Consider the following 13,868-nt stretch of genomic DNA (forward strand, 5'->3'; position numbering starts at 1 on the left):
ACCCGTCATCCTGGCGAAGGCCGGGATCCATGCCGGCCGTGGATATGGATTCCGGCCTTCGCCGGAATGACGGCTTGGGGATGTAAGGGCGTCCGCGCCCACCGGGCTTTCGGCAACGCCCCGTTCCCGCTAGAAGCGCCCCATGTCCCCTCTCCTCCTCGTGATGGCGGGCGGCGCCGTCGGCGCCGGCGCGCGCTTCCTGTTCGGCATCGCCGCCGCCGATGCGATGGGCGCCGCCTTTCCGTGGGGTACCTGGGGCGTCAACATCGTCGGCGGCTTCCTGATGGGGCTGCTGTTCGCCTTCGTGCCCGACAGCTCGAGTACGTGGCGGCTGTTCATCGGCGTCGGCATCCTCGGCGGCTTCACCACCTTCTCCGCCTTCTCGCTGGAGCTGTTCGACATGGTCGCGCGCGGCGAGGCGGTGCTGGGCGCCGCCTATGCCGTGTCGTCGGTCGCCGGATCGGTTATCGCGCTGCTCGTCGGCGTCTCGCTTGGAAAGGTCCTCGCATGACCGACGTGCGCCAGTTCACCGTTGCCGCCGACGACGACGGCATCCGCCTCGACCGCTGGTTCAAGCGGCATCTGCCCGACACCAGCTTCAACATCGTGTCGCGCTGGGCGCGCACCGGCCAGCTGCGCATCGACGGCAAGCGCGCGCAGCCGGGCGACCGCGTCGCCACCGGGCAGGTGCTGCGGGTGCCGCCCGCCGAGACGCCGGCGCCGACGGCGGCGATCATGTCCGCCGAGGTGCGCCCCAAGCGCGAGCTGAGCGAGGACGAGATCGACTTCGCGCGCAGCCTCGTCATCCACCGCGACGAGCATGCCATCGTCATCAACAAGCCCCCCGGCCTCGCGACGCAGGGCGGCACCAACACCGACACGCATGTCGACGGGCTGCTCGATGCGCTGCAGTTCGATGCGCGCACCCGGCCGAAGCTCGTCCACCGGCTCGACAAGGACACCTCGGGCGTGCTGCTGCTCGCGCGCAGCGCGCGCGCCGCCGGCTTCTTCTCGAAAGCTTTCTCGGAACGTACCGCGCGCAAGGTCTATTGGGCGCTGGTGACGGGCGTCCCCTCGCCCGAGCATGGCACCATCGACGCGCCGCTCGCCAAGCAGCCGGGCACCGGCGGCGAGAAGATGTACGTCGACCCGAAGGAAGGCCTGCCCGCGCGCACCCGCTATCGCACCGTCGATCGCGCCGGCAACACCGGCGTCTGGCTGGAGATGCAGCCGATGACCGGGCGCACCCACCAGCTGCGCGTCCACGCCGCGGCGATCGGCCACCCGATCGTCGGCGACGCCAAATATGGCGGCCGCGACGCCTTCCTGACCGGCGGCATCAGCCGCAAGATGCATCTGCACGCGCGCCGGCTGGTCATCGAGCACCCGGACGGCGGCATGCTCGACATCAAGGCCGAGCTGCCCGCACATATCGCCGAGAGCTTCGACACGCTCGCCTTCGACATGACGCTCGGCGACGCGCTGCCGATCGACCCGATCAAATTCTCCGAGACGCCCGAGGGTAAGGCCAAGGCGGAAGCCGCCGCCGCCAAGTCCCGCCGCAAGGAGCGCAAGGGCGAGCGGCGCACCCGCACGCGGGGCTAAGGGGTCTGGACTGACATGCAACCCAATCGCCGCTTCCACTGGGGCGACAAGGACGCCCTGCTCACCTTCGTTGCCGAGGTGTCGTTCGCGCATCTTTTCGCGATGACGCCTGACGGCCCACGCGTTGCGCACGCGCCGCTGGTGGTGACGCGCGCCGGAAACTTGCGCTTCCACCTCGCTCGCGCGAACGCGCTTACCGCGCATCTCGACGGCGCGGCGATGGTCGCCAGCATCGCGGGACCGGAGGCCTACATCAGCCCCGACTGGTACGGCAGCGCCGATCAGGTGCCGACATGGAACTACCAGACCGTCGAGGCCGAGGGGCGGGTAGCGCGCCTCAGCGACGACGATCTCGTCGCCCTGCTCGACGACCTCTCCGCCGCGCATGAGGCGCGGCTGCTGCCCAAGAAGCCGTGGACCCGCGCCAAGATGACCCCCGGCCGCTTCGAGGCAATGCTGCCCGCCATCGTCGGCTTCGAGCTGACCGTCGAAACGCTGCGCGGCACCGACAAGATGGGCCAGAACAAGACGGCTGCCGAGATGCTCGGCGCCGTCGCCGGGCTGGAGGAATCGGGCCAGACCGTCGTCGCAGACCTCATGCGCCGGCATGCCGAGGCCAAGGCATGAACCGCCTCGCCGTGTTCGACTGTGACGGCACGCTCGTCGACAGCCAGGCCAACATCCTGCGCGCGATGGAGGCCTGTTTCGAACGCCACCGGCTCGACCCACCCTGCCATCACGCCACCCGCCGCATCGTCGGCTTGAGCCTCGTCGAGGCGATGCAGGCGCTGCTGCCCGAGGCCGATGCAGCGCTGCACACGAGTCTCGCCGACGACTACAAGACCGCCTTCCAGCGGCTGCGCGCCGAAAGCGCGCTGCTCGAGGAGCCGCTCTATGCTGGTGTCGTCGAGGCGCTCACCGAACTGGAGGCGCGCGGCTGGCTGCTCGGCGTCGCCACCGGCAAGTCCGACCGCGGCCTCAACCTCTGCCTGACGCACCACGGCATCGCCGACCGCTTCGTCACCCTGCAGACCGCCGACCGCCACCCGTCGAAGCCGCATCCCGCGATGCTCGAAGCCGCGATGGCGGAGGCCGGCGCCGCGCCCGGGACCACGCTGATGATCGGCGACACGCGCTTCGACATGGCGATGGGCGTCGCCGCCGGCGTTCGCGCCATCGGCGTCGACTGGGGCTATCATGACCCCGAAGAGCTGTACGCCGCCGGCGCCGTCGCGGTGATCGACCGCTTCGACACGCTGTTCGCCCTGCTGGAGGAAACACCCGCATGACCGTCCCGGAAAATGTCGCCAAGCGCCGCTTTCTCACCCTCCAGCTCTTCCGCCTCGCCGGCCTGATCGTCGCAGCGGCCGGCGGCCTCGTCTGGCAGACCGACAGACTGACGCCCTATCCGATGCCCGGCTACGGCAAGGCGCTGCTGGCGCTCGGCCTGTTCATGATGATGGTCGTGCCGCCGATCCTGCGCCGCGCCTGGCGCAGCCCGCTCAACGACCGGTGAAGCGCTTCTATAAGGAGGCCGCCGCCGCGCCGGTCGACGGTGGCTGGCAGGTGACGCTCGACGGCCGTGCCATCCGCACGCCCGCCAAGGCCCCGCTGGTGGTGCCGGGCGAGGCGATGGCGCGCGCGATCGCCGGCGAATGGGCGGCGCAGGGCGAGGAGATCAAGCCCGGCTCGATGCCGCTGACCGGCCTCGCCAACGCCACCATCGACCGCGTCAGCGCCGGCCGCGAAGCCTTCATCGACAGCCTCGCCGCCTATGGCGACGGCGACGTGCTCGCCTATCGCGCCGAGCATCCCGACGATCTGCTGCAGCGGCAGGTCGCCGCCTGGAACCCCATCCTCGACTGGGCGGAGCGCCGCTACGGCGTCGAGTTCACGCTCGTGCAGGGCATCATGCACAAGCCGCAGCCCGCCGGCACCGTCGCGACGCTGCGCGCGGCGCTCGCCGGGCTCGACGATTTCACGCTGACCGCGATGCAGCCGCTGGTCACGATCACCGGCTCGCTGGTCATCGCGCTGGCGCTCCTGGAAAGCGCGATCGACGCCGAGACGGGCTGGACCGCCGCGCATCTCGACGAGCTTTACCAAGTCGAGAAATGGGGCGAGGATTCGCTGGCGACGGCAGCGCGCGACCATCGCCGCGCCGATTTCGACGCGGCGATGTGCTTCGTCAGGCTGTCCGCGTCGTAGGGACGAACCAGCGCGCGAGCACATAGCCCGCGCCGACGAGGCTGATCCATTCGATCCCCGCGACATAGAGCGCGTTCGGCCAGTCGGTGTGAAACCAGATCGGCTCGCCGAGCCGCGTGAAGAACACCGCGACGAGGCTGGCCAGCATGACGAGCTGGAATCGCGTGCCGACGTCGGTGATGCGGTCGCGCACCGCCCACAGCATCAGGCCGAGGATGAAGGCCGCGATCGCCATGTGGACGAAGCCCGACAGGAAGACCATCGGATCATAGGCGACAAAGCCGTTGCTGTTCACCTGGACGATGGCGATCGGCCCGGCGGCATAGGCGGCCATGCCTTCGGGCGAATGGCCGTCGGGGATCGTGTAGGTACCGGTCGGCAACCCCTTGAGCGCCGACTGCACCGCGAGCTGCTGCTCGAGGCTCGCCGACTTGTAGCCGGTCTCCATGAGCGGCGTGCCGTAGGCGAGAAAGCCCATCAGGAACATGAACAGGGCGCCGAGCAGGCTGCCCAAAATCAGCTTAGGCATGACGTATCCTCCCCTCGCCGCAGGCCTGCGTCGTGCGCGCAAGCTGGTCGCGGCAGTGCCAATCTACCTCATTCCGGGGTCGCCACGAAATACGGCGCTATTTGCTCGTCAGCGTCCAGACGCCGTCCCAGTCGGGGGCGGGCGGCGCCGCGGCATAGGCGCGAGCGCGGTCGAGATACATCGCCGAGGGCCGGTCGCCCGGCATCAGCTTCAGCGCCGCCTCGAACCGCTTCGCTGCCGCTTTCCAGTCGCGCGCCCGATACGCCGCGAGCCCCGCGCCATACTCACCGAGCAGGTCGCCGATCGCTGCCTCGTCGCGGAAACCGAGCGATTCATACACCGCCACCGGCCGGTCCTTGCCCTTCACCCGGATAACGTCGATCTCGCGCAGCAGCGCCGGCTGCGTCAGCTCGCGCACTGTCGATTCGGACAGCAATATCTTCACGCCATATTGCTTGGTGGCGCCCTCCAGCCGCGAGGCGAGGTTCACATTGTCGCCGATGACGGTGTATTCCATGCGCTTCGCCGAGCCGATGTTGCCGACGATCACCTCGCCCGTCGAAATGCCGATGCCGATGTCGATCGCGGCCCGTCCGACCACGGCACGCCGCTCGTTCAGCTCGGCCAGCTTCACCATCATCTGGTTGGCGACGGCGAGCGCGTTGTCGGCGTCCTGCGGGCCGTTAAACGGCGCGCCGAACAGCGCCATGATCGCGTCGCCGATATATTTGTCGAGGATGCCGCCGTGCTGGAAGATCACGTCGACCATCTCGGTGAAATACTCGTTGAGCATCGTCACCGTGTCGCGCGCGCCGAGCGCTTCGGAGATCGTGGTGAAGCTCCGCACGTCGGAGAACATCACCGACACCTTCTGGTCCTTGCCGCCCAGCTCGGACTCGCCGCCGGCGAGCAACTGGTCGGCGACCTCCTTCGACATGTAGCGCGCCATCGTCGAGCGCACGCGCTTCTCGCTGGTGATGTCCTCCAGCACCAGCATCGAGCCGATCCGCTGCTCGGCGGCATCGATCAGCGGCATGGCGGTGAGGTTGACCGAGGCGGTGCCGCCGGCCGTCCGCTCGATCTGCGCATCGACCGCCAGCGAGGTCTCGCCCGTCGCCTGCGTCTTCTCGAGGCGCTCCGCCACCCAGCGGTTCACCCCCGCGAATACGTCGTTGGCGGGCGCGCCCACCAGCCCGTCGCGCTGCGCCGCCAGCACGGCCAGCGCCGCATCGTTGGCGGTGACGATCCGCCCATCGGCGTCGAGCGTGACGATGCCGTTCGAGGTACTTTTCAGGATGCTCTCATTGTAGTTCTTCATCGACAGCACGTCGTCGAACAGCTGCGCATTCTCAAGGCACACGGCGATCTGCGCCGAAAAGGCGCGCAGCCTGGCCTCGTCCCTCGAGGTGAAGGCGCCGCCGCGCTTGTTGAGCACTTGCGCGACGCCGATGCGCACCCCCGCCTTGTTGCTGATCGGCACGCAGAGGATGCTCTCGGTGCGAAAGCCCGTCTGCCGGTCGACTTCCGGGCTGAAGCGCGGATCGGCATAGGGGTCGTCGATATTTTCGGACGCGCCGCTGGCGAACACCGACCCGGCGATACCCTGCGTCGAAGGGATGCGAATCTCACGCATCTCGACCCCGGCGGCATAGACCGAGAACAGCTCGTCGTTCTTCGCGTCGTGCACGAACAAGGTCGATCGCTCGGCGCCCAATAGCTCGGCGGTCGCCTTCATGATCCGCGCGATCAGCAGGTCGAGCTTCAGCTCGCCGACGAGGTCGTGGCTGATCTCGAGGATGCGCTGCTCCTCGCGCAGCGACGCAAGCATCAAACTGAACCCCCGATAGAGGTCGGCATATTCGTCGGTCGAGATGACGTCGAGCTGCGCCTCGTCGAGCCGCCCGCCCTCGACCTCGCGCATCGCGTCGATCATCCGCGCCGCCGACCGCGACACCTCGTTGGCGGTCAGCACCGCCATGATCACCGACCCTGCCATGCACAGCAGCATGACGCCGCCGATCCACACATAGAGCGGCATCATCCCCGCCGCGTCGACGGTGACGCCGCGCGAGATCAGCAGCCGGTCGAGCTTGAACAGGAAGGAGGCGGCGAAGAACAGCAGCGGCAGCGAAGTGACGAAGATCGCCAGATACAGCAGCTTGGTCTTCAGCCGCACCGCGATCAGCCGGTGCTGCTCCGCCGCCGGGATCGCGCCGCCGGCCGCGCGGGTCAGCCGGCCGATGATCGGCTCGACGTCGCGGCTGACCACGAAATATTCGAAGATCGCGTGCGTCGGCGAGGCGAAGAACAGTACCGTCGCGGCGAAGGTGACGATCTGCCAGAGCGCGAAATTGCCGTCGAGCACGAGGTTCGACAGCACCAGCGCCATCGACGCCGCGAAGGTCGCCGCCGGCCCGTGCAGCAGGGTCACGCGCAGCGCCGACATGAAGGGCAGGTTGAGCGCCCGGACGACGCCGTCGATCGCTATCAGCCCCGGGGGCGTCTCGCCGCGATCCACATAGGCCAGCGCATCGCCGATCGGCTTCAGGTGCCGCCGGATCACCACCACATCGAGCGAGGTGTAGAAAGCGATGCCGGGCGCCAGCATGATGAACATGCAGGCCCACTGCCAGCCGGTGAACTCGAGCCCGAGGAACACCAGCAGCAGAGTCACCACCACCGCCGCCAGCGAGGCGAGGTGGTAGACGACGACCATGCGCCAGAACAGCGCGCGACCCGAATCGCCCGCCGCCGGTGCGGCATCCCTCGTCAGTTCGACCGAAGCCATGTCACGCAAATCCCACCCTGCGCCGGAGTTTACCGCCCGTGCCGGTCGGCGCCACCCGGCAAATCAACGACATGGCCCGATATGGGTGAAGAAAGCGGTTGCGCGCCGGCCTCGCCGCCCGCCAAAGCGGCGTCATGCCGATCACGTCGCTCTCCTGGCCGCACGCGCTGCTCGCCATCGCGATCACCGCGGTGTGGGGCACCAACTTCGTGGTGATCCGGCTGGGGCTCGATGATCTGCCGCCGCTGCTGTTCGCGACCCTGCGCTTCGCGCTCGCCTTCCTGCCCGCCGCGCTGTTCATCCGCCGCCCTGATGTGCCGTGGCGCCGCCTCGCCGCCTATGGCGTACTGATCGGCGCCGGGCAGTTCGGGCTGCTGTTCATCGCGATGAGCGGCAACATCTCCCCCGGCCTCGCCTCGCTGGTCGTTCAGTCACAGGTCTTCTTCACCATCGCCCTCTCCATGCGCGCCACCGGCGAGAAGGTGCAGCCGGTGCAGTGGTTCGCCGTCGCCTTGGCGGCCAGCGGCGTCGCGCTGATCGCCGCCCGCGCCGACAGCGACGCGACCCCGCTCGGCCTCGCGCTGGTGCTCCTGGCGGCGCTGAGCTGGGCCGGCGGCAACACTGTCGCGCGCGCCAATCCCAAGGCCAACATGCTCGCCTATGTCGTCTGGTCGAGCGTCTTCGCCGTGCCGCCGCTCCTCGCGCTGTCGCTGATCTTCGAAGGCTCAGCGGCCATCTCCGCCGGCCTCGCCAACGCCGACGCCGTCACCTGGGGCGTCGTGCTCTGGCAGTCGGTCGGCAACAGCCTGTTCGGCTACGCCGCCTGGGGCTGGCTGCTGGCCCGCTACCCGGCGGCAACGGTCGCGCCGATGTCGCTGCTGGTGCCGGTATTCGGCATGGCCGCGTCCGCGTGGTGGCTGGGCGAAGACCTGCCGCTGTGGAAGCTCGCGGCGGGCGGGTTGATCCTGGCGGGGCTGGCGATCAACGTGCTGTGGGCAAGGATCGCGGCGATGCGCGCAGCGGGGCGGACGCCTATGGCGGGTTAGCCTGAGCGAAGGGTTAGATGGCAGATACCGAAACAGGGCATGCTCGGCGCATGATCGATATGAGAAGCGAACTCGGCGCTGCTGAACCTTGGCGACTGCTCCGCTACATTGCTTCTGCAATCCACGGCTTCACCATTATGGCGCGTGATCCCGATACGTCCGCCGAAGAGAGGAGCCGCATAAACAATTCTATTCACTATCTCGCGGGATATATGATGGCCCTGACTAAGGCAGATGAGCGGCTGACCGATAGTCGCATCGACGCGATCTTAGAGTTGGTGGGCCGCCTGGAGAGCCCTTTGGCGGAAGCGATCCGCGCAGATCTAACTCGCTAAAAGTTGCAGCATCAGCCTAGGAAAGTCGGGAACGAAGCTTGGCTTCAATTATGGGGCTAGCAGAGTAGAGCGCTCGCATGGCCACGGCGCACCGCTACACTGCGCCCATGACCGACATCCTCCTCCACCAGTACGACACCTCGCCCTTCTCCGAGAAGGTGCGCGTCTGCCTCGGCATCAAGGGGCTCGCGTGGCGCGCGGTCGACCAGCCAGTGATCATGCCCAAGCCCGATCTGCTGCCGCTGACCGGCGGCTACCGGCGCATCCCGGTCATGCAGATCGGCGCCGACATCTGGCTCGACAGCGTGCTGATCGTGCGCGAGCTCGAACGGCGCTTTCCGGAGCCGACGCTCTTCCCGGCGGGCGACCGCGGGCTCGGCGCGGCGCTGGCCTTGTGGACCGACCGGACGATGTTCCAGGCGGCGGTGGCGATCATCTTCGGCGGTCTCGGCGACAAGGTGCCGGAGGCCTTCATCCGCGACCGCGAGGCGCTGAGCGGGCGGCCGTTCGATGTGGTGGCGATGAAGGCGGCGGTGCCGCACATGACGGCGCAGCTGGCGGCGCAGGTGGCGTTGATCGCCGAACAGTTGGGCGACGGCCGTAAGTTCCTGACCGGCGCGCAGCCCGGCCTCGCCGACGCCAGCGCCTATTACAACCTGTGGTTCATCCGCTCCGCATTCCCGCCCGCTGCCGCCGGCTTCGAGGCCGATCCGCTGATCGCCGGCTGGCTGTCGCGCGTCGCTGGCGTTGGCCATGGCGAGCGGTCGAGCGCGACGCCCGAACAGGCGCTCGACATCGCACGCGATGCGACGCCGATTGGCAGCGAAGTTGCGGAGCAGGACGCCGCACTTGCGGGCAAGGAGGTCACCGTCTCCGCCGAGGATTATGGCCGCGATCCGATCCGCGGCGTTCTGGTCGGATCGTCGCCGCACCATATGTCGCTGCGCCGCGAAGACCCGCGCGTCGGCACCGTCGTCGTGCACACCCCGCGCCTCGGCTTCGTGGTGCGCGGCTGATGGAGGAGCGCATCATCGACGCCGGCGAGGTGCGGCTACGCGCCATGGTCGAGGGCAGCGGCCCGCTGGTGCTGATGGTCCATGGCTTTCCCGAAAGCTGGTATTCGTGGCGCCACCAGATCGGCGCGATTGCTGCCGCCGGCTTCACCGCCTGCGCGATTGACGTGCGCGGCTATGGCGGTTCCGACAAGCCGCACGCCGTCGACGCCTATGCGATGGAGCGGCTGATCGCCGACAACGTCGGCGTCGCCGACGCGCTGTCGCCGGGTGCGCCCGCGATCCTGATCGGCCATGACTGGGGGGCGCCGATCGTGTGGAACTCGGCGCTGATCCGCCCCGATCGCTTCCGCGCCGTCGCGGCGCTGTCGATCCCCTATCAGGGCGTGTCGCCGCGCCCGTTCGCCGAACTGTTCGACCTTGCCTTCACCCAGAAGAACCGCTTCTTCTACCAAGCCTATTTCCAGGCCGAAGGCGTCGCCGAAGCCGAGGCCGAGGCCGACCCGCGCCGCTTCCTGCGCCAGTTCATCTATGCGCTGTCGGGCGATGTCCTCGAAGGCAGCTGGCCCGCCGACAAGACCGCTGACGCGACGATGCTCGACGGCCTCGCCGATTGCGCCATGCCGCTGCCGTGGCTGTCGGAGGCCGACCTCGACTATTACGCCGCCGAGTTCAACCACTCGGGCTTCCGCGGCCCGCTCAACCGCTACCGCAATCACCGTCGCGACTGGGAATTTCTCACCGCCTACAAGGACCGAAAGATCGAGCAGCCGGCGCTGTTCATCGGCGGCACGCGCGACCTCGCCTTCAGCATGATCGGCCGCAGCGACCCGATCGAGGTGATGCGCCGCCACGTCCCCAATCTTCGCGGCGCGCATATGCTTGAGGGTTGCGGTCACTGGACGCAGCAGGAGCGGCCGGAGGAGGTGACGAAGCTACTGCTGGATTGGCTGAAGAGCCTCTAACCACTCCAACCCGTCATACCGGCGAAAGCCGGTATCCAGTCGAACGGCTGGTCTGGATACCGGCTTTCGCCGGTATGACGGTGGAGGCGTTCAAATCCCCGCATACCACTCATACCCGGCGCGATCTTCCCAGAAGCCGCCCTTGCCGAGCCCGATGCGGTCAAGCCGGTCCACTGCCTCGATGCGCATCACATATTTCGCATGCTTGTACCCGAGCTGCCGCTCGACCCGCAGCCGCAGCGGCGCGCCGTTGGCGACGGGGAGCTGCGCATCGTTCATCGCATAAGCGAGGATGGTCTGCGGATGCAGCGCGTCGATCAGGTCCACGCTCTCATAATAGGGCGTGCCGCTGAAATCGTCGGCGCAGTGGAAGACGAGGTAGCGCGCCGCCGGCAGCAGCCCCGCGCTATTCAACAAAGGCGCGAGCCGCGCCCCCGTCCACTTGCCGATCGCGCTCCACCCCTCGACGCAATCATGACGGGTGATCTGCGTGCGCGCCGGCGCGCGTCGCAGCTGGTCGAGCGACAGCGCCATCGGCCGCCGCACCAGCCCGTCGATGCGCAGACGGTAGTCCGCGAAATTGCCGTCGACGAGGCGGCGGTAGAGGTCGCTTCCCGGCCGCATCGTGCCATTGGCGCGGAACACCGGCGACAGGTCGGCAGCGCCGAACTCGCGCGCCAGCGCATGGCGGTCGGTGACCAGCCGCTGCCCCGCCATCGTCAGCTTCTCGGTGCCGAACAGCAGCTCGCGGAACGCCGGCGACTCGTTCACGTGATCGCACCCCGAAAGGATCAGCCCGCCACCGATCAGGAGCCCGCGCCGCGAGATCATGACCGCTCCTTCGGCAGCCGGAAGCGCCCGGTGATCATCGAGCGTACCTCGTTTACCGGCCCCGCCAGCAGCACCATCGCCAGATGCACGGCGATGAACAGCGTGATCAATGTCGCCGCGATGAAATGGATCGTCCGCGCCGACTGCCGCCCGCCGAACAGGTCGACCAGCCACGGCCACGCCGCATTGAGCCCCGGCGACATCGTCCACCCCGTCAGGATGGCGAGCGGCAGCAGCCCGAAGATCACTCCGACATAGCTCAGCTTCTGCAGGCTGTTGTAGCGCGCCGCCGCCTCGCCTTTCGGGAAGCGCAGCCGCGCATGGTCGGCGATCTCGCGCGCCAGATGCCGTGGCCGCAGCTCGTCGCGCCGAGGCAGCAGGTCGCGCCGCACATGGCCGTTGGCCAAGCTTACCGCGAGATAGGCGATGCCCGCCACCGTGAGCACCCAGGCAAACAGGATGTGCCAGCGCCGCCCATCGGCGAGATTGTAATTGCTGGGGATCGTTGCCCAGTGCGGGAAGGCGAGCCGCTGCAGCCGCCCGTCCTGCCCGCGCGAGAGGCCAAGCACGCCGGTGGTCGTCACCTCCCAGCCGCCGATCCGCAGATAGCCGCGCTTGCCGTCCGACCCGATCTTCAAGGCCGGGGTATCGGCGTTGGCGCCATACTGTCCCCAGTAAAGCATCGGGTGCGCGTTGAAGATCATCAGCCCGCTCATCAGCAGGCAGAAGACCGCCACCGCATTCAGCCAGTGCCACAGCCGCGTCGGCAGCCGGTGACGATAGACGGTACCCTGATCCTCCGACATCGCCGTGCCATAGCATGAAGCCGCGTCAGGCTCACAACCGTCACGGGGTGACAGGCGCGCCGGACGCCTGCTAAGCGGCTCTCCATCCATGGGAGGGTCGGATGCTGAAAGTGATTGAGCAGCTTGAGGCGAAGCGCGAAGCCGCGCGCATGGGCGGCGGGCAGAAGCGCATCGACGCGCAGCATGCCAAGGGCCGCCTCACCGCGCGCGAGCGGCTCGAAGTGCTGCTCGACCCCGGCTCCTTCGAGGAGCTCGACATGTACGTCGAGCACAATTGCGTCGACTTCGGCATGGAGGCGACCAAGATCCCGGGCGACGGCGTCGTCACCGGCTCAGGCACCATCAACGGCCGCCTCGTCTTCGTGTTCAGCCAGGACTTCACCGTGTTCGGCGGCTCGCTCTCCGAGCGGCATGCGCAGAAGATCTGCAAGATCATGGACATGGCGATGAAGGTCGGCGCGCCGGTCATCGGCCTCAACGATTCGGGCGGCGCCCGCATCCAGGAAGGCGTGGCGTCGCTCGGCGGCTATGCCGAGGTGTTCCAGCGCAACGTGCTCGCCTCCGGCGTCGTCCCGCAGATCAGCCTCATCATGGGGCCGTGCGCGGGCGGCGCGGTCTATTCGCCGGCGATGACCGACTTCATCTTCATGGTGAAGGACTCGTCCTACATGTTCGTCACCGGCCCCGACGTGGTGAAGACGGTGACCAACGAGATCGTCACCCAGGAAGAGCTGGGCGGCGCCGTCACCCACACCACCAAGTCGGGCGTCGCCGACCTGGCGCTGGAAGACGACGTCGAGGCGCTGATGCGCACCCGCCAGTTCTTCGACTTCCTGCCGCTGAACAACAAGCAGGCGACGCCGTTCCGCCCGACGCATGACGACCCGGAGCGGATCGAGCACAGCCTCGACACCCTCGTGCCGCCGTCGGCGAACAAGCCCTACGACATGCACGAGCTGATCCGGAAGGTCGCCGACGAGGGCGAGTTCTTCGAGCTTCAGCCGAGCCACGCCGCCAACATCATCATCGGCTTCGCGCGCATCGAGGGCTCGACCGTCGGCATCGTCGCCAACCAGCCGATGGTGCTGGCGGGCGTGCTCGACATCGCCTCGTCGAAGAAGGCCGGGCGCTTCGTGCGCTTCTGCGACGCCTTCAACATTCCGATCGTCACCTTCGTCGACGTGCCGGGCTTCCTCCCCGGCGTCGCGCAGGAGCACAACGGCATCATCAAGAACGGCGCCAAGCTGCTGTTCGCCTATGCCGAGGCGACCGTGCCGAAGATCACCGTCATCACCCGTAAGGCCTATGGCGGCGCCTACGACGTCATGGCGTCGAAGCACCTGCGCGGCGACCTCAACTACGCGTGGCCGACCGCCGAGATCGCGGTGATGGGCGCCAAGGGCGCGGTGGAGATCATCTTCCGCGGCAAGAGCCCCGAAGAGATCGCCGAGCGCACCGCCGAGTATGAGCGCCGCTTCGCCAACCCGTTCGTCGCCGCCTCGAAGGGCTTCGTCGACGAGGTGATCATGCCGCATTCCACCCGCCGCCGCATCGCCATCGGCCTGCGGAAGCTGCGGACGAAGAGCCTCGAGAACCCCTGGAAGAAGCACGACAACATTCCGTTGTAGTCGCGCTGCAACCCATCCCTTTGACGTCATCCCCGCGAAGGCGGGGACCCAGTCCAGGCGAACAACCTGCTCGCTACCGCGAGCGCCTTTTGCTGCGTACTGGGTCCCCGCCTT

The 13,868-nt window shown here is 67.9% G+C and carries 15 protein-coding genes; 11 read left to right on the top strand and 4 right to left on the bottom strand.

Features of this window, described 5'->3' with window-relative positions; genetic code table 11:
- Positions 1 to 142 precede the first annotated feature (142 nt).
- From ACFOMD_RS05410 to ACFOMD_RS05435, 6 genes are read left to right on the top strand one after another with little or no spacing between them, the layout of a single operon-like run.
- Positions 143 to 511, top strand: a complete 369-nt coding sequence (locus ACFOMD_RS05410; protein WP_380858035.1) for a CrcB family protein — start codon at positions 143 to 145, stop codon at positions 509 to 511.
- On the top strand, positions 508 to 1,605 hold the full coding sequence (locus tag ACFOMD_RS05415; RefSeq protein ID WP_380858037.1) for an RluA family pseudouridine synthase: 1,098 nt from the start codon (positions 508 to 510) through the stop codon (positions 1,603 to 1,605). Before ACFOMD_RS05410 ends, ACFOMD_RS05415 begins: the two co-directional genes overlap by 4 nt.
- Positions 1,606 to 1,620: 15 nt before the next feature.
- Entirely contained in the window at positions 1,621 to 2,232 is a 612-nt protein-coding gene (locus ACFOMD_RS05420) for an FMN-binding negative transcriptional regulator (protein WP_380858039.1), read from the top strand.
- Positions 2,229 to 2,894, top strand: a complete 666-nt coding sequence (locus ACFOMD_RS05425) for an HAD-IA family hydrolase (protein ID WP_380858041.1) — start codon at positions 2,229 to 2,231, stop codon at positions 2,892 to 2,894. The genes ACFOMD_RS05420 and ACFOMD_RS05425 overlap by 4 nt, the downstream gene beginning before the upstream one ends.
- Positions 2,891 to 3,121: a hypothetical protein gene (locus tag ACFOMD_RS05430; protein WP_380858044.1), complete on the top strand. Its 231-nt coding sequence runs from the start codon at positions 2,891 to 2,893 to the stop codon at positions 3,119 to 3,121. Before ACFOMD_RS05425 ends, ACFOMD_RS05430 begins: the two co-directional genes overlap by 4 nt.
- Positions 3,118 to 3,813 carry an ATP12 family chaperone protein gene (locus tag ACFOMD_RS05435; RefSeq protein ID WP_380858048.1) on the top strand — a complete coding sequence of 232 codons (696 nt, stop codon included), beginning with the start codon at positions 3,118 to 3,120 and terminating at the stop codon, positions 3,811 to 3,813. Before ACFOMD_RS05430 ends, ACFOMD_RS05435 begins: the two co-directional genes overlap by 4 nt.
- On the opposite strand, the gene ACFOMD_RS05440 is transcribed toward ACFOMD_RS05435, so the two are convergent.
- A complete protein-coding gene (locus tag ACFOMD_RS05440) occupies positions 3,794 to 4,342 on the bottom strand; it encodes a hypothetical protein (protein ID WP_380858051.1) in 549 nt (182 codons plus the stop codon). The two genes, ACFOMD_RS05435 and ACFOMD_RS05440, sit on opposite strands and share 20 nt — an antisense overlap.
- Positions 4,343 to 4,439: 97 nt before the next feature.
- The gene (locus ACFOMD_RS05445) at positions 4,440 to 7,130 is read right to left on the bottom strand and encodes an adenylate/guanylate cyclase domain-containing protein (protein WP_380858054.1); all 2,691 of its coding nucleotides are present in this window, start codon (positions 7,128 to 7,130) and stop codon (positions 4,440 to 4,442) included.
- A gap of 134 nt (positions 7,131 to 7,264) precedes the next feature.
- On the opposite strand from ACFOMD_RS05445, the gene ACFOMD_RS05450 reads away from it, so the two are divergent.
- From ACFOMD_RS05450 to ACFOMD_RS05465, 4 genes are all read left to right on the top strand, one after another.
- A complete protein-coding gene (locus ACFOMD_RS05450) occupies positions 7,265 to 8,176 on the top strand; it encodes an EamA family transporter (protein WP_380858057.1) in 912 nt (303 codons plus the stop codon).
- Positions 8,177 to 8,193: 17 nt separating this feature from the next.
- Positions 8,194 to 8,511, top strand: coding sequence for a hypothetical protein (locus ACFOMD_RS05455; RefSeq protein ID WP_380858060.1), 318 nt, complete (start codon positions 8,194 to 8,196; stop codon positions 8,509 to 8,511).
- Positions 8,512 to 8,618: 107 nt separating this feature from the next.
- Positions 8,619 to 9,527, top strand: a complete 909-nt coding sequence (locus ACFOMD_RS05460; RefSeq protein ID WP_380858063.1) for a glutathione S-transferase family protein — start codon at positions 8,619 to 8,621, stop codon at positions 9,525 to 9,527.
- Complete coding sequence (locus tag ACFOMD_RS05465; protein WP_380858066.1) at positions 9,527 to 10,489, top strand: alpha/beta fold hydrolase; 963 nt, start codon at positions 9,527 to 9,529, stop codon at positions 10,487 to 10,489. The genes ACFOMD_RS05460 and ACFOMD_RS05465 overlap by 1 nt, the downstream gene beginning before the upstream one ends.
- Before the next feature lie 90 nt (positions 10,490 to 10,579).
- Here the strand turns inward: ACFOMD_RS05465 and ACFOMD_RS05470 are convergent, their stop codons facing one another.
- Complete coding sequence (locus tag ACFOMD_RS05470; RefSeq protein WP_380858069.1) at positions 10,580 to 11,320, bottom strand: molybdopterin-binding protein; 741 nt, start codon at positions 11,318 to 11,320, stop codon at positions 10,580 to 10,582.
- Positions 11,317 to 12,126: a cytochrome b/b6 domain-containing protein gene (locus ACFOMD_RS05475; protein WP_380858072.1), complete on the bottom strand. Its 810-nt coding sequence runs from the start codon at positions 12,124 to 12,126 to the stop codon at positions 11,317 to 11,319. The genes ACFOMD_RS05470 and ACFOMD_RS05475 overlap by 4 nt, the downstream gene beginning before the upstream one ends.
- A gap of 101 nt (positions 12,127 to 12,227) precedes the next feature.
- On the opposite strand from ACFOMD_RS05475, the gene ACFOMD_RS05480 reads away from it, so the two are divergent.
- A complete protein-coding gene (locus tag ACFOMD_RS05480; protein WP_380858075.1) occupies positions 12,228 to 13,754 on the top strand; it encodes an acyl-CoA carboxylase subunit beta in 1,527 nt (508 codons plus the stop codon).
- Positions 13,755 to 13,868: the final 114 nt, after the last annotated feature.

It is taken from the genome of Sphingoaurantiacus capsulatus (genome assembly GCF_042648405.1).
Classification (GTDB): domain Bacteria; phylum Pseudomonadota; class Alphaproteobacteria; order Sphingomonadales; family Sphingomonadaceae; genus Sphingoaurantiacus; species Sphingoaurantiacus capsulatus.

Bases quoted from the DNA above. Each gene is read 5' to 3' on its own strand.
- ACFOMD_RS05480 (WP_380858075.1), top strand. From the start codon at position 12,228: ATGCTGAAAGTGATTGAGCAGCTTGAGGCGAAGCGCGAAGCCGCGCGC.
- ACFOMD_RS05455 (WP_380858060.1), top strand. From the start codon at position 8,194: ATGGCAGATACCGAAACAGGGCATGCTCGGCGCATGATCGATATGAGA.
- ACFOMD_RS05445 (WP_380858054.1), bottom strand. From the start codon at position 7,130: ATGGCTTCGGTCGAACTGACGAGGGATGCCGCACCGGCGGCGGGCGAT.
- ACFOMD_RS05465 (WP_380858066.1), top strand. From the start codon at position 9,527: ATGGAGGAGCGCATCATCGACGCCGGCGAGGTGCGGCTACGCGCCATG.
- ACFOMD_RS05450 (WP_380858057.1), top strand. From the start codon at position 7,265: ATGCCGATCACGTCGCTCTCCTGGCCGCACGCGCTGCTCGCCATCGCG.
- ACFOMD_RS05425 (WP_380858041.1), top strand. From the start codon at position 2,229: ATGAACCGCCTCGCCGTGTTCGACTGTGACGGCACGCTCGTCGACAGC.
- ACFOMD_RS05440 (WP_380858051.1), bottom strand. From the start codon at position 4,342: ATGCCTAAGCTGATTTTGGGCAGCCTGCTCGGCGCCCTGTTCATGTTC.
- ACFOMD_RS05415 (WP_380858037.1), top strand. From the start codon at position 508: ATGACCGACGTGCGCCAGTTCACCGTTGCCGCCGACGACGACGGCATC.
- ACFOMD_RS05475 (WP_380858072.1), bottom strand. From the start codon at position 12,126: ATGTCGGAGGATCAGGGTACCGTCTATCGTCACCGGCTGCCGACGCGG.
- ACFOMD_RS05470 (WP_380858069.1), bottom strand. From the start codon at position 11,320: ATGATCTCGCGGCGCGGGCTCCTGATCGGTGGCGGGCTGATCCTTTCG.
- ACFOMD_RS05420 (WP_380858039.1), top strand. From the start codon at position 1,621: ATGCAACCCAATCGCCGCTTCCACTGGGGCGACAAGGACGCCCTGCTC.
- ACFOMD_RS05410 (WP_380858035.1), top strand. From the start codon at position 143: ATGTCCCCTCTCCTCCTCGTGATGGCGGGCGGCGCCGTCGGCGCCGGC.
- ACFOMD_RS05460 (WP_380858063.1), top strand. From the start codon at position 8,619: ATGACCGACATCCTCCTCCACCAGTACGACACCTCGCCCTTCTCCGAG.
- ACFOMD_RS05430 (WP_380858044.1), top strand. From the start codon at position 2,891: ATGACCGTCCCGGAAAATGTCGCCAAGCGCCGCTTTCTCACCCTCCAG.